Annotated in this window: 15 protein-coding genes; 9 read left to right on the forward strand and 6 right to left on the reverse strand. The window is 58.6% G+C overall.

Annotated elements, in window-relative coordinates; translation table 11 throughout:
• Positions 1-12: 12 nt before the first annotated feature.
• The 5 genes from FHP24_RS09205 to rsmI all read right to left on the reverse strand — a co-directional run bounded on the left by FHP24_RS09205 (position 13) and on the right by rsmI (position 4630).
• Positions 13-855: an ABC transporter permease subunit gene (locus FHP24_RS09205; RefSeq protein WP_139675717.1), complete on the reverse strand. Its 843-nt coding sequence runs from the start codon at positions 853-855 to the stop codon at positions 13-15.
• 12 nt (positions 856-867) lie between these two features.
• Positions 868-1845 carry an ABC transporter permease subunit gene (locus FHP24_RS09210; protein WP_246091641.1) on the reverse strand — a complete coding sequence of 326 codons (978 nt, stop codon included), beginning with the start codon at positions 1843-1845 and terminating at the stop codon, positions 868-870.
• Positions 1846-1927: 82 nt separating this feature from the next.
• Positions 1928-3226 carry an extracellular solute-binding protein gene (locus tag FHP24_RS09215; RefSeq protein WP_139675719.1) on the reverse strand — a complete coding sequence of 433 codons (1299 nt, stop codon included), beginning with the start codon at positions 3224-3226 and terminating at the stop codon, positions 1928-1930.
• Positions 3227-3350: 124 nt separating this feature from the next.
• The gene (locus FHP24_RS09220) at positions 3351-3725 is read right to left on the reverse strand and encodes a YraN family protein (protein WP_139675721.1); all 375 of its coding nucleotides are present in this window, start codon (positions 3723-3725) and stop codon (positions 3351-3353) included.
• Positions 3725-4630: a 16S rRNA (cytidine(1402)-2'-O)-methyltransferase gene (gene rsmI / locus FHP24_RS09225; protein WP_139675723.1), complete on the reverse strand. Its 906-nt coding sequence runs from the start codon at positions 4628-4630 to the stop codon at positions 3725-3727. Before rsmI ends, FHP24_RS09220 begins: the two co-directional genes overlap by 1 nt.
• Positions 4631-4885: 255 nt before the next feature.
• On the opposite strand from rsmI, the gene dnaN reads away from it, so the two are divergent.
• From dnaN to pyrF, 4 genes are all read left to right on the forward strand, one after another.
• Positions 4886-6004: a DNA polymerase III subunit beta gene (gene dnaN / locus FHP24_RS09230; protein ID WP_139675725.1), complete on the forward strand. Its 1119-nt coding sequence runs from the start codon at positions 4886-4888 to the stop codon at positions 6002-6004.
• 121 nt (positions 6005-6125) lie between these two features.
• Positions 6126-6719, forward strand: coding sequence for a phospholipid N-methyltransferase PmtA (gene pmtA / locus FHP24_RS09235; protein WP_139675727.1), 594 nt, complete (start codon positions 6126-6128; stop codon positions 6717-6719).
• A gap of 129 nt (positions 6720-6848) precedes the next feature.
• The gene (locus FHP24_RS09240; protein ID WP_139675729.1) at positions 6849-7436 is read left to right on the forward strand and encodes a histidine phosphatase family protein; all 588 of its coding nucleotides are present in this window, start codon (positions 6849-6851) and stop codon (positions 7434-7436) included.
• 5 nt (positions 7437-7441) lie between these two features.
• The gene (gene pyrF, locus FHP24_RS09245) at positions 7442-8152 is read left to right on the forward strand and encodes an orotidine-5'-phosphate decarboxylase (protein WP_139675731.1); all 711 of its coding nucleotides are present in this window, start codon (positions 7442-7444) and stop codon (positions 8150-8152) included.
• Between the two features lie 12 nt (positions 8153-8164).
• On the opposite strand, the gene FHP24_RS09250 is transcribed toward pyrF, so the two are convergent.
• Positions 8165-9223, reverse strand: coding sequence for a right-handed parallel beta-helix repeat-containing protein (locus FHP24_RS09250; protein ID WP_139675733.1), 1059 nt, complete (start codon positions 9221-9223; stop codon positions 8165-8167).
• Positions 9224-9285: 62 nt separating this feature from the next.
• Here FHP24_RS09250 and FHP24_RS09255 point away from each other — a divergent pair, with 62 nt between their 5' ends.
• The 5 genes from FHP24_RS09255 to FHP24_RS09280 all read left to right on the forward strand — a co-directional run bounded on the left by FHP24_RS09255 (position 9286) and on the right by FHP24_RS09280 (position 14093).
• Positions 9286-9573 (forward strand): DUF1330 domain-containing protein, encoded by a 288-nt coding sequence (locus tag FHP24_RS09255; RefSeq protein ID WP_139675735.1) that lies wholly within the window; start codon positions 9286-9288, stop codon positions 9571-9573.
• Between the two features lie 102 nt (positions 9574-9675).
• Complete coding sequence (locus FHP24_RS09260; RefSeq protein ID WP_139675737.1) at positions 9676-10656, forward strand: complex I NDUFA9 subunit family protein; 981 nt, start codon at positions 9676-9678, stop codon at positions 10654-10656.
• A gap of 719 nt (positions 10657-11375) precedes the next feature.
• Positions 11376-12068 (forward strand): glutathione S-transferase family protein, encoded by a 693-nt coding sequence (locus tag FHP24_RS09270; protein WP_139675739.1) that lies wholly within the window; start codon positions 11376-11378, stop codon positions 12066-12068.
• On the forward strand, positions 12049-13224 hold the full coding sequence (gene queG, locus FHP24_RS09275; protein WP_139675742.1) for a tRNA epoxyqueuosine(34) reductase QueG: 1176 nt from the start codon (positions 12049-12051) through the stop codon (positions 13222-13224). The genes FHP24_RS09270 and queG overlap by 20 nt, the downstream gene beginning before the upstream one ends.
• Positions 13224-14093, forward strand: coding sequence for an SDR family oxidoreductase (locus FHP24_RS09280; protein WP_139675743.1), 870 nt, complete (start codon positions 13224-13226; stop codon positions 14091-14093). Before queG ends, FHP24_RS09280 begins: the two co-directional genes overlap by 1 nt.
• The last annotated feature ends 319 nt before the right edge of the window (positions 14094-14412 follow it).

Here is a 14412-nt window from a genome sequence, read left to right on the forward strand (position 1 = left end):
TTTTGTCGTTCCTTACTTGTCGCTTTCGGTCAGGCCCTTGATGAACCAGCTCTGGAAAATCACCACTATTGCCACGGGCGGGAGCATGGCGAGAACCGCCAGCGCAAATGCCTCGTTGTAATCAGGGATGTTCGAGCCGACCCAGACCTGCAGGATGGATTTGATGCCGCGCATCAGGGTGAAGAAGCTTTCGTCGGTCGTCATCATCATCGGCCAGAGATACTGGTTCCAGCCATAAACAAACATGATGATGAAGATCGCCGCGATCATGGTGCGCGAGATTGGCACCAGGATGTCGATGAAGAACTTGAACGGGCCTGCACCATCGATGCGGGCAGCTTCCAGCAGTTCCTCCGGCACGGACTTGAAGAACTGGCGGAAATAGAAGGTTCCGGTGGCAGAGGCCAAAAGCGGCACGATCAGGCCCGTATAGGTGTTCAGCAGACCGAGATCCGACATGACCTGATAGGAGGGCATGATGCGCACTTCGAGCGGCAGAAGCAGGGTGGTGAAGATCACCCAGAAGGAAAGTGTCGCCATGGGAAAGCGGAAATAGACGATGGCATAAGCTGCCATCATCGACAGCACGATCTTGCCGACCGCAAAGCCGATGCCGAGGATCAGCGAGTTCATCACCATGCGGGCGCCGGTAATATCGCCGGTGAAGCCACCCTTTTGCGTCAGCACCTTTTCGTAGGTGGCGATGAAATTGTCACCCCAGGCAAGCGACAGACCATTGCTGTGAATGTCTGCCGCCGTGTGGGTGGAGGTCATGAAGGCGACCACGACCGGCATGCAGAGAAACAGCGAGCCGAGGATCAGGATGAGGTGATCGGAAAACTTTGCGCGATACATCGTCTTATCCTCTCAATTGTAGTGGACGCGCCGCTCGATGAAGCGGAACTGGAAGATGGTGAGGACGAAGACGACGATCATCAGAATGACGGACTGGGCCGACGAGCCGCCGATATCATTGCCACGGAAGCCATCGGCATAGACCTTGTAGACCAGCGTGACCGGGTTGTTTGCCGGCTTGTCCTTGACCATCACGTCGATGATGCCGAACGTGTCGAACAGCGCGTAGGTGACGTTGATGGTCAAAAGGAAGAAGGCCGTCGGCGCCAGAAGCGGCAGGATGACGGTCCAGAAACGGCGCAAGCCCGAGCGGCAATCGATCATCGCCGCCTCGCGGACCGAGACCGGCACGTTCTGCAGGCCGGACAGGAAGAAGATGAAATTGTACGGGATCTGCTTCCAGACGGCGACCACGGTCATGGCGAAGGCGGTGTCGTAATAGTTCAGGCCGACCTGCATATGCCAGCCGAAGAAAGACATCATCTTGACGAAGGGGCCGACATGCTGGTCGAAGATCATCATGCCGATCAGGCCCGAGACGGGCGCGGCAATGGCGTAGATGGCGATCAGCAGCGTCTTGTAGGTCGAGGCGCCGCGGATGATGCGATCGGCCTTGACGGCGAGCAGCAGTCCTATCGAGAGCGACAGGAAGGTGACGAGCAGTGTGAAGACGGCCGTGAACAGCGCAATCGACTGGTATTCGGAGCTGAAGATCACATCGGTGTAATTGCTCAAGCCGACGAAGGTCGAGCCGAAGCCGAACGGGTCCTCGATATAGAAGGACGAGCTCAGTGCCTGGACCGAGGGCCAGTAGAAAAAGATGATGATCACCGCGAGTTGCGGGAACAGAAACAGATAGGGAAGTACGGGCGAAGTGAACTGCACACGCTTCATCTCTTCCGCGGCAGCAGGCTTTTTGCGCGCTTTATTCCCGAAACCAAGGCGGGACAGGAAACCACCGGCTTGCGGCTGTAACGTCGTATAGGCCACGCGTTCTCCCCTTTCTTTCAAATTACAAAAGAGCCCGCCTGCCCCTTTGATAGGGCAGACGGACCATGATGGGAGGTTGTTATCAGCCAGCGGTCTTGGCGAAACGGGCGAGGAGGTCGTTGCCTTCCTTCTCGATGGTTTCGAAGGCCTTCTGTACGGTCGTTTCACCCGAGAAGATCTTGTTGTATTCGCGTTCCATCACGGAGCGGATCTGCGGGTAGAAGCCGAGGCGGTAACCCTTGGACCATTCGCCCGACGGCAGCATCAGCTGCTTGATGCCGACTTCGGCAACCGGGGACTTCTCATAGTAGCCTTCCTTCTTGGCCAGCTCGTAAGCAGCCTTGGTGATGGCAACATAACCGGTAGCCTGATGGTAGAACTTCTGGATTTCCGGCGAGGTCAGGAACTGGAAGAAGTCGGCAACGCACTTGTTTTCGGCTTCCGGCTTGCCGGCCATTGCAAAGAGTGCTGCACCACCGATGAAGGTGTTGGTACCGGCGCCCTTGATGCTCGACCAGTAAGGCAGGAAGTCAGCCGAGAACGGCATGGTAGCGGTCTTCTGCAGGCCGCCGAACGAACCGGAAGAACCGATCCACATGGCAACCTTGCCTTCTTCGAAAGGCTTCTGGTTGTCGTTCCAGCTGGCGCCGTAGAAGCGGTAATAACCGGCATCCGACCAGGCCTTCAGCTTTTCGAACATCATGACAAGGTTCTTGTCTGTGAGGTTCATCTTGGTGTCGGCAACGCTGTCGTAACCGTTGTTGTTGGTGGCGAACTGGATGTTCTGGCGCGAGAAGAAGTTCTCGGTGAACTGCCAGGTCAGCTGCGAAGCGGTCATCGCGATGTAACCGGCTTCCTTCAGCTTCGGAGCAACGGCTTCGAACTCTTCCCAGGTCTTGGGAACAGCAACGCCGGCCTTTTCGAAAGCCTGCGGGTTGACGTACATGATCGGAGCCGAAGAGTTGAACGGCATGCCGATGAACTTGCCCTTCGAGTCGGCGTAGAAATAACGAACGCCTTCGATGAACGCTTCGCGGTCGAACTTGTAACCTGCGTTGTTGATCAGGTCTTCGGCCGGAACGGTTGCGCCCTTGGCGTTGATGATGGTTGCTGCACCAGCATCGAATACCTGCAGGATGTTCGGCTGTTCGCCCGAACGGAAGGCCGCGATGCCGGTTGCCAGAGCTTCCTCGTAGGTGCCCTTGGAGATCGGTGTCAGAGCGCAAGCCGTCTGCGAGGCGTTGAACTTCTGCGACACTTCGTTGATGACTTCACCGTTGCGGCCGCCCATGCCGTGCCACCAGGTGATGTTCGTTGCTGCAAGCGAGGATGTTGCAGACATTGCAACTGCCATCGCGGCCATCGAAAGCTTCTTAATCATGGTTTCGTCCTCTCCGCCTTGGTTGGATCGAGGATCGAAATAGGGCTTGCCCGTGACAGGCTCTTAACAGTTCTGTTTCAGATTTGTGACGTTTGCACAGCTTTGCAAAAACTTCACAACACCGTCAAAAAGCATCCGGGAAATGGCGGGGCAGCCGCCAGGGAAGAACGGCGATAATGTCGTATCGACAGGATAGACGATGCGTATCACGGGGGCGCGACAGCCAGATATCGCTCGCGGACCTGATCCGTCTTTGCGTCTCATAACCCACAGCGTCGATGGCAGCACCTTCGCTGGCCCTCGCCTTGACCTCGACAAACAAGACAAGTGTCTTCTTGCGGGCGACGATATCGATCTCGCCCAGTTTGGTGCGATAGCGGAATGCCAGGATCCGGTAGCCCTTGAGCAGGAGAAAGAGGGCCGCGAGATATTCGGAGACGTGGCCACGGCGCTCGGCGCGCTGGCGTCTCTGCCGCTTATCCCCGGCTCCTCGGACCATCAGCCCCCATCCTTGCACTTCATGGCGACGAGACGCTGGTAGAGATCCCTTTTCGACAGCCCCGTCAGACGCGCCGCCTCGGCCGCAGCCTTTGCCGCAGGCATGGTGGATGACAGCTCCTCCAGCAAGATATCTACGTCGACTGCCGCCGGCACGTCGTCATAAGCGGGCGGACCGACGAGCAGCACGATCTCGCCTTTGACATTGCGTCCATCGAAAGCTTCCGCAAGCTCTCCAAGCGAAGCGCGGCTGATCTCCTCGAAGGCCTTTGTCAGTTCACGCCCGACACAGGCCGCGCGGCCAGGCCCCAGAACGTCGGCAGCGGACACAAGCGTTGCCGCAATTCGATGCGGAGACTCGAAGAATATCAATGTCGCCGGAATTTTCGACAATTCCGCCAACCGGTCGCGCCGTCCTTTCTCCTTGGTCGGCAGAAACCCTGCAAACAGGAAGGCATCGTTCGGAAGGCCGGAGGCGACCAGCGCCGCAAGCGGCGCCGAGGCGCCGGGGATGGGCACGACCTTGTGGCCGGCTTCGATTACCAGTTGCCCGAGCCTGTAACCCGGATCGGACACGAGCGGCGTACCGGCGTCGGAAACCAGCGCCACGGACTTGCCCTCTTCCAAGGCCGCCAGCAGTCTCGGCCCCATCTGGTCGGCATTATATTCATGATAGGCATAGGGTTTGTTGGCAATGCCGTAGCGATCGAGAAGCACGCGGGTAACGCGCGTATCCTCGCAGGCCAGCACGTCCGCACCCGACAGGGTTTCCAGCGCGCGCAGCGTGATATCGCCGAGATTGCCGATCGGCGTCGCAACGAGATAAAGTGCCGGCTCGAGCGGGCGCGAGGGCACGAAAGTATTGGCGACACGATAGCCGCGGGTCGCTTCAGCAGGTCCAGCCACGAGCTTCGCAATTCAGTTGGATGATCATAAGCCCTTTATGGTCAAGGCGATGGCAGGCCGCAAGCGGCAGTGCGCCAAGTTTTCTGTGTGCAGGCCTGCCGCGAGTGCCGAAATGAAGCAGACACCCCGCTTATCCTCTTGCCTTCAAAGGTCGATCTCTGCCATTTTGCGCCTCCACATCGTCCGGCTTATGAAAGCCGAAGAATATCAGGCGCCCCACCTTACGGGACGCCCATGTCGAAAGCGGTTGAGTCCATGCGTATTACTCTCGAGCGGTCCAATCTTCTGAAATCGTTGAGCCACGTGCATCGCGTGGTCGAGCGCCGCAACACAATCCCGATCCTCTCCAACGTCCTGATGCGCGCTTCCGAAGCGAGCGTCGAACTGAAGGCGACGGACCTCGATCTGGAAATCACCGAATCCGTGCCGGCGATGGTCGAGCAGGCTGGCGCCACCACGGTTCCCGCCCATCTTCTCTACGAAATCGTCCGCAAGCTGCCAGACGGTTCGGAAGTCCTGCTTGCCACCAATCCGGATGGCGGCTCGATGACGGTTCAGTCCGGACGCTCGAAATTTTCGCTGCAATGCCTGCCGGAAACCGATTTCCCGGATCTGACTGCCGGCTCGTTCAGCCATACGTTCAAGCTGAAGGCAACCGATCTGAAGATGCTGATCGATCGCACCCAGTTTGCGATCTCGACGGAAGAGACCCGCTATTACCTGAACGGTATCTTTTTCCATACGATCGAGGCCGGCGGCGACCTGAAGCTGCGCGCCGTTGCCACCGACGGACACCGCCTTGCCCGCGCCGATGTGCAGGCTCCTTCCGGTTCGGAAGGCATGCCGGGCATCATCATTCCCCGCAAGACCGTGGGCGAGTTGCAGAAGCTGGTAGACAATCCGGAAGCGCAGGTGACCGTCGAAGTTTCCGACGCGAAGATCCGCCTGACGATTGCCGACATCATCATGACGTCGAAGCTGATCGACGGCACATTTCCGGACTACCAGCGCGTTATTCCGACCGGTAACGACAAGGAAATGCGGGTCGATTGCCAGTCCTTCACCAAGGCTGTCGATCGCGTCTCGACCATTTCGTCGGAACGTGGCCGCGCGGTGAAGCTGGCGCTGACCGGAGGCCAGCTGATGCTGACAGTCAATAATCCGGATTCAGGCAGTGCGACCGAAGAAGTCGCAGTCGGATACGACAACGACCCGATGGAAATCGGCTTCAATGCAAAATACCTTCTCGACATCACGGCCCAGCTTTCCGGTGACGACGCCATCTTCATGCTGGCCGATGCGGGTTCCCCGACACTGGTCAGAGATACGGCCGGAGACGATGCTCTCTATGTATTGATGCCAATGCGCGTTTAGCCAAAAAGGCGGCCGGAAATTCCGAGCCGCCTTTTTTGTGCCATTATCTGCTTGCGACATTTTTGCTTGCTTTTGCGTCGCCGAAGCCCAGATTGCCTGAAGAGCAGGAGAGGAAGAATTGATGGAATTGCGCCTGAAGGAACGGCTCGGCCGGAAATTTGACGAGGAAATCCGTTTCTTCAAGGGCTGGATCGACGGACCGAAACAGGTCGGCGCGATCATTCCAACCTCCTCCGTTACCGCCAAACGGATGGCGAGCGTCATAGATACCGCCTCCGGGCTGCCGGTGCTTGAGCTCGGTCCCGGCACCGGCGTCATCACCAAGGCTATCCTGAAAGCGGGAACCGCGCCGCAGGATCTGGTGTCGATCGAATATTCGACGGATTTCTACCAGCACCTGACTCAGACGTTCCACGGCGTCAACTTCATCAACGGTGACGCCTTCGATCTCGGCCGCACGCTCGGTGCTTTCAAGGACAGCAAATTCGACAGCGTCATTTCCGCGATTCCAATGCTGAGCTTTCCGATGGAACGGCGCATCGCACTTCTGGAAGACCTGCTCGACCGCATGCCCGCCGGACGTCCGGTGATGCAGATCACCTATGGCCCGGTCTCCCCGATCATCGCCAATCCGGATCGCTACAAGATCAAGCATTATGATTTTGTCGTGCGGAACATCCCGCCGGCACAGCTCTGGACCTATACCCGGGGCTAGAGCGGTTTCGCGCAATTCCGGACGCAAAACCGGTTCCCACTTTTGCTGGAATTGCTCTGGTTCACACGCGCGTCAATCGTCCGATGTAAGCGGGATCGATTTCGACCCGCTGTGGAGCTGTGACACGACATGACCTTCGGCCTTTACATCACCCATCCGCAAGTGCGCATCGACCCTGACGTACCGGTGCCACGCTGGGGCCTGTCGGAGATCGGCCGGCAACGCACCGAAAAGGCTGCATTGCTGCCTTGGGTGCAACAGCTCGGCCGCATCATTGCGAGCGACGAGACCAAGGCGATCGAGACGGCCGAAATCCTGGCCGCGTCTGCCGACGTCTCGTTGATGATTGCCCCGGACACGCATGAAAACGACCGCTCGGCCACCGGCTTTCTCGCACCACCGGAATTCGAGGCCGCAGCCGACTGGTTCTTCGCCAACCCAATCGAAAGCTTCAAGGGCTGGGAAACGGCCAAGGATGCGCAGGCCCGCGTCGTTTCGGCTGTAGACCGCATTCTTTCCGATCACAATCCGGATATGCCAATCGCCTTTATCGGACATGGTGGCGTCGGCACATTATTGAAATGCCACCTGCGGCAGATCCCGATCTCCAGAAGCCAGGATCAACCGGGCGGCGGCGGAAATCTCTTCTGCTTCTCCCTTGCGGATCGTGTCGTCTCGTGCGACTGGACCGCAATGGAAACATGGCAAGGGGATTGAACAACATGCAAGCGCGTGACCGGCTGATCGTAGGCCTCGACATCCCGACCATTTCCGAAGCCGAAAAGATGGTCGCCGCGCTCGGCGACACCGTCTCCTTCTACAAGATCGGTTACCAGCTGGTGTTTGCCGGCGGGCTGGAATTTGCCCGCGATCTGGCAAAGGACGGCAAGAAGATCTTCCTCGACATGAAGCTGCTCGACATCGACAACACGGTGGCGAAGGGCGTCGAGAACATTGCCAAAATGGGCATGACCATGCTGACCCTGCATGCCTATCCGAAGGCGATGCGGGCCGCCGTCGAAGCGGCCAGAGGCTCGGATCTCTGCCTGCTCGGCGTGACTGTCCTGACCTCGATGGATGCGGCCGATGTGACGGAAGCCGGTTATGCGCAGTCGCCCGAAGAACTCGTCCGTACCCGTGCGGCACAGGCCCGCGCCGCCGGAATGGGCGGCATCGTCTGCTCGGCCGAAGAATCCGCCGCTGTGCGCGAAATCGTCGGCGCCGACATGGCGATCGTTACCCCCGGCATTCGCCCGAAAGGCGCCGACGCTGGCGACCAGAAGCGTGTCGTAACACCATTCGACGCGCTGAAAGCCGGCTCGACGCATCTCGTCGTCGGCCGTCCGATCGTCAAGGCTGACGATCCGAAGGCGGCCGCGGAGGCAATCCTTGCCGAAATGCGCGAGGCTCTCTGGCCCGCCAACGACGCCTGACAGTACACCGATCTAGCGATTATTGGCGACACGGTTACGGGCGCCTTCATCGACAATCAGGCCCGGGTTTCCGCCCGGGAGACGGTTGTCGGTGACCGTATTGTTATTGGCTCCGTCGTTGTGATCCAGCCCGCCAAGCAGCATCTTGGGCTGGACCAGGCAATAGCTGTTGAACATGCTGAGCCCCTGCCGGCTGCCGATCCACACGGCCGGGCGCGCAACCGGCATCTGATACTGGAATGTATTGCCGCGGATGAGATTGCCCTGTGGCGACTGATGGCGGAACGTGCCGCCCTCGCCGCAATTGCGGTAGAGATAGACACCACCGCTGAGCGGATTGACGAAGGTGTTGTTTTCGATACGATTATCAGCCGAGCCATCGATCGCGATGACCTCCCGCCATTCGGGGCGAGCAGCAAACGTATTGCCGACAAGCACGTTTCCTGCCGATTCCGCATCGAGATAAACGACCGTCGAACTTGCCTTGCCGGTAAAGCTGGAGTTTTGCAGCGTGACTTTTGTGACGCCCGGCGCGAGATAGAGCGGCACTCCGACGCTGCCGGAAAATGTGAGATTGTCGAGCAGGATACCGGTTGGCGCAGCGGCCTGCGCTCGCTGCGTATGCCCGTCCCGGTTCGAGGAGGCCTTCACTTCCTTCGCCTGGCCGTTATTGCCAAGCCCCTGGATGCGCAGATCGCCCTTGATCTGGCAGTTGCGGATGGTGATGTCGGTCGGCACATCCCATTTGCCGTCGCTTCCCCTGCGCGACTGGATCAGCACCGTCCTCGCCTTCGTTCCGCTGCCGTCGATCATTGCACCGTTGCAATCGAAAACCACGCCGGACGCACGACTGCCCGAAAAAGAGATGCGCTGGGTGATTCTGTCTCCCTTGTTCAGGGTGACGTCACAGCGGATATCGACCGGCTTTGCATCCTTCTGGGCCGGCGCGCGCAGTGCGTCCATGACGTTTGCCGGGCAGGCGTCGGCCCGCGCATCAGATGAGACGGGAAGGATTGGCGAGCCAGCCGCCAGAATTACTCCCGCGATGACAGGGAATGCGTATCGCACCATATTGACTTGCCTCCTGATTCGCCCGATTTCGAATAAGCCTAAACGGGAGAGGAGGATATTTCATGACCAAGGGATATTGGATCGCGCGGATGGATGTGCACGATTCCGAGCGCTACAAGGATTATGTGGCGGCGGCAAAACCGGCATTCGAGAAATACGGCGCCCATTTTCTGGCTCGCGGTGGCATCACCGAAGAGCTCGAAGGCACGGCGCGCCATCGCAATGTGGTGATTGAGTTCCCCTCGATGCAGGCCGCCATCGATTGCTACAACTCGGCGGAATACCAGATCGCAGCAAAAATCCGGCAGGATGTTGCCGATGGCGAAATGGTGGTGGTCGAAGGGATCTGAGATCTCCAGAGGCTTGCGACATCTACGGCCTGCAAGCCTCTTCCACCGCGTTGAGGATTCAGCTAAAGACCAATGAGTAAAAGACAGATTTCGGGGCAGACCATGACCGTGAACAATCTTCCGCCGCTTGTTACCGTTTTCGGAGGATCGGGTTTCGTAGGTCGTCATGTCGTCCGCACGCTCGTCAAACGCGGTTATCGCGTCCGCGTCGCAGTGCGTCGCCCCGATCTCGCAGGCTTCCTGCTTCCGGCCGGATATGTCGGACAAATCTCACTGGTTCAGGCCAATCTTCGCTACCGTCAGTCGATCGACCGCGCCGTCGAAGGTGCTGCGCATGTGATCAACTGCGTCGGCATTCTGTTCGAGAGCGGCCGCAATACATTCGATTCCATCCAGGACGCCGGTGCACGTGCGGTCGCCGAGGCTGCAGCCAAGGCTGGCGCGAAGTTCACCCATATCTCGGCGATCGGCGCCGACGTCAATTCCGGTTCTTCCTACGCCCGCAGCAAGGGCCGTGCCGAAGCCAACATCCTGTCTCTCATTCCCGATGCGGTCATCCTGCGTCCGTCGATCGTTTTCGGACCGGAAGACAGTTTCTTCAACAAGTTCGCCGCAATGGCTCGCCGGCTTCCGGCCCTGCCGCTGATCGGCGGCGGCAAGACCAAGCTGCAGCCCGTTTATGTGGAAGACTTGGCAGAAGTGGTCGGCCGGTCGGTCGATGGCACGCTCAAGCCCGGCACGATCTATGAACTCGGCGGCGCCGAAATCATGACCTTCCGCGACTGTCTCGAGACCGTGCTGCGCGTGACCAACCGTGACCGCGCGCTGATTTCGCTGCCTTTCGGTATCGCTTCGATGATCGGCAGCATCGCCTCGCTGATCCCGTTCGTGCAGCCGCCGGTCACGGCCGACCAAGTGGAGATGCTGAAGAGCGACAACGTCGTATCGGAAACCGCCGTCAAGGAAGGCCGCACGCTTTGCGGCCTGGGCATCCACCCAGTTGTCCCGGGATCAATCCTGGCGTCCTACCTCGTCCACTTCCGTCCGCAGGGCCAGTTTACCGGCAGCGGCAAGGCGGCCTGAGCTTCTCTTTTGTCATTTTTCTTCAAGCATGCTTGCGGTGCTTGCCCGTCGGGCAGGCAATCCTAAAGCCCTGGAATTGTGCAGATTGAAGCCTGTCGATGTGGCATAAAGTCCTCACACGTCAATGAGTGTGCGTTAACCGCAGGTTTAGCAAAAACCTATATTGAATTTGGAAGCGGTGACCAATAGATCGGTCGCACGAAATAAGTTCACTGCAATATCATCTTTTGAAAGGCGTCTTTCATGGGCAAGCCTATCGCCCTTTTCTTTGCATGCGCGGCACTTGTCATTCTCGCGGGCTCGTTCATGGCGCCCCAGACCGCCGCAAGCGGCAAAGAGGGTTGCGCTCCGGCATACGGCGTCGATCCCTGCGCCACGGCATCCATTCCGCGTTAAGCGACTAAAGAGCGGCCAACAGCCGCTCTTTCCATGAGGGGACAGGCGCATCCATCGCTGCCTTGCGCGAGATCGTTACAGCGCATCCCAGATGGTTGGGGAAAACCCGATCAAGATGCCCCGTAATCAGGGCCGTGACACTCAGATGCAATCGTTATTAATTCTTTGCTGACGAAATGCAGGCAGTTTGCAACGTGTTCGCGAATTTATGACGCTTGCTTGTTTTGGCCCTATCAAGTCCATATAGCTGACCTATGTCAGGCGGGCACGATATCAGCCATGCCACCCACACCCCTTACACGATAGCCGAAGCTCAAATCCCGATGCCCACCCTTTACCATCACCCCATGTCGTCTGCCTCTCGATTTGTCCGCCTGATCCTGGCGGAATACGGATTTCAGGCGGATCTGGTCGAGGAACAGCCCTGGGAGAAGCGCCGGGAGTTCCTGAGCCTCAACCCGGCAGCGACGCTTCCCGTTTATGTCGACGACAGCATGCGCGTGTTGTGCGGCGCTTCGGTGCTGATGGAGTTTCTCGACGAAACCCATGGCGTGCTGAAACGCGAGCGCCGGCTTCTGGCGGAAGATCCGTGGCATCGCGCGGAAATCCGCCGCCTGACGGAATGGTTTCTGCTGAAGATGGAGCAGGACGTGACCCGGCCGCTCACCCGCGAACGAGTCTACAAGCTGCAGATGACTGCGGCTCAGGGCGGTGGCGCACCGGACAGCAAGGCGCTGCGCACCTCGCGCGCCAATATCCGCCAGCATATGAAATATCTCTCCTGGCTTGCAGGATCGCGACAGTGGCTTGCCGGCGAGCGGCTGAGCTATGCGGATCTTGCCGCCGCCGCCTCGATATCCGTCCTCGACTATCTCGGTGAAATCGAATGGTCGGAATTCCCCATCGCCAAGGACTGGTACCAGCGGCTGAAGTCGCGGCCATCCTTCCGCCCGATGCTTGCCGAGCGCATTCGTGGCCTGACTCCGGTCTCCCATTATGCGGACCTCGATTTCTAGCGCCGAAACCACCGGAGACGACAAGGCGCTTCGGCGGCGGGAGAAGCTGACTGCGTTCATTCGCCAGGAAGCGACCGCTCAGGGCTTCGACCTCTGTCGCATCACCTTGCCGACAAGCATTCCGCGCGCACCGGAACGGCTCTCTACATTCCTCGAAGACAGCCATCACGGCACGATGGACTGGATGGCGGAAACAAAAGAACGCCGCGCCGACCCCACGACGCTTTGGAGCGAGGTGCGGTCGATCGTGATGTTCGGGCTGAATTACGGCCCCGAGGAAGATCCCCGCTATCTTCTGTCGATGAAGGATAAAGCGGCGATCTCGGTCTATGCGCGCAATCGCGACTATCACGACATCATCAAGGGACGGCTGAAAGAGATCGCCACCCGGTTTGCGGCCCGCGCCGGCGAAGACGTGAAAGTGTTCGTCGATACAGCGCCGGTGATGGAGAAGCCACTGGCGGAAGCCGCCGGGCTTGGCTGGCAGGGCAAACATACCAATCTCGTCAGCCGCAGCCATGGCTCATGGCTGTTTCTCGGCAGTCTGTTCACCACTGCGGAACTTACGATCGACGGTGCGGAAAAAGATCATTGCGGTTCCTGCCGCGCCTGTCTCGACGCCTGCCCGACCGCCGCTTTCCCTGCCCCTTACCGGCTGGATGCGCGACGCTGCATTTCCTATCTGACGATCGAGCACAAGGGATCGATCGATGCGGGATTGCGCCCACTGATCGGCAATCGCATCTATGGCTGCGACGATTGCCTTGCCGCCTGTCCGTGGAACAAGTTCGCCGCCAGTTCCTCGGAGATGAAGCTGCAGGCACGCGAGGATCTGAAGGAACCGTCAATCGCATTTCTGCTGACGCTGGACGATCCGACATTCCGCAGCTTCTTCAGCGGTTCGCCAGTCAAGCGCATCGGGCGCGACCGTTTTGTCCGTAACGTTCTGATCGCCGCCGGCAATTCGGGTGATCCGCAATTCATCCCCCAATGCCGGCAGCTCGCCGACGATGCGTCACCAACGGTCCGTGGCATGGCCGTGTGGACCTTGAGGCGACTGATGGACGATGACGCGTTTGCCGCATTCGCTCGGCCACGCGTTCCCGATAATGATCCCGAGGTGCGCCGGGAATGGCAGATGGCAGGAGTGGATTGATGACGGTGATGATCTTCGGATGCGGTTTTTCGGGCAAGGCGATTGCAAAGGCCTTTGCGGCAAAGGGCTATTCCGTTGCCGGCACCGTCCGCACGGCCGAAGGTGCCGAAGCACTATCGTCACATAATATAGAGCCATTCATCTTCGACGGCAGCGGGTTCAGCGTGGAATTGCTGGCGGCGCTGAAAGATGTCACCCATCTCGTCCAGTCGATCCCGCCGGGCAAGGACCATGATCCGCTGCTGAAACTCGTCTCCGGCCGGCTCGCCACGCTTTGCCCGAAGCTGAAATGGATCGGCTATCTGTCCACCGTCGGTGTCTATGGCGATCACGGTGGCGGCTGGGTGACGGAAGAGACGCCGGGAAGCCCGATCCTCGGCCGATCGATCGAGCGGGTCGACACGGAAGAGGCCTGGGCCGCGGAAGGTCGAGGTGCAGGCGTGGCGGTTGCAGCGTTGCGTCTCTCCGGCATCTACGGGCCGGGGCGCAACGCCTTCGTCAATCTCGACCGCGGCACCGCGCGCCGTATCATAAAGAAGGATCAGGTGTTCAACCGGATCCGCGTCGAGGATATCGGCGATGCGACCCTGTTCCTCGCGGAACGCAATCTTGTTGGCATATATAATGTCACCGACAATGAGCCCTGCCCGCCCCAGGACGTGATCGTCGAGGCTGCCCGACTGATGGGCATCGAGCCGCCGCCGGAAGTGGATTTCGACACTGCTGACATGTCGCCGATGGCACGCTCTTTTTATGGGGCCAACAAGCGTGTCTCGAATGAAAAAATCCGCGCGCTAGGCTTCAAATTCACCTTCCCCAACTACCGGATTTCGCTTTCCCAAATGTGGTCGACGGATACCTGGCGGTGATATTTTCTTCATCCTCAAACGGTTGAAATATCCATCCTGAGGCTCTTCTCAGGTTAATATTTCTTAAGTCTTACGGCAAAGCGCCACAAAATCTGTCCAATTTGGGCAGAAAACACCCTGCGACAACAAATTTTTTTCATGCATTTTCGTGATCAGAGTTAATCGTCGACTCTTGCAGAAACGTGGTTTCTCTTAATGACTGATTCATAAGGTTTTATTCCAACATCTATTAGCCGGCTCGTTAAAAACATCGATAGCAATGTAATCACGAATGTTACGACCATTAACATTCCGTGATATCAAATCCCACGTTTTCGCC

It is taken from the genome of Aliirhizobium smilacinae, assembly GCF_006335145.1.
GTDB lineage: Bacteria > Pseudomonadota > Alphaproteobacteria > Rhizobiales > Rhizobiaceae > Neorhizobium > Neorhizobium smilacinae.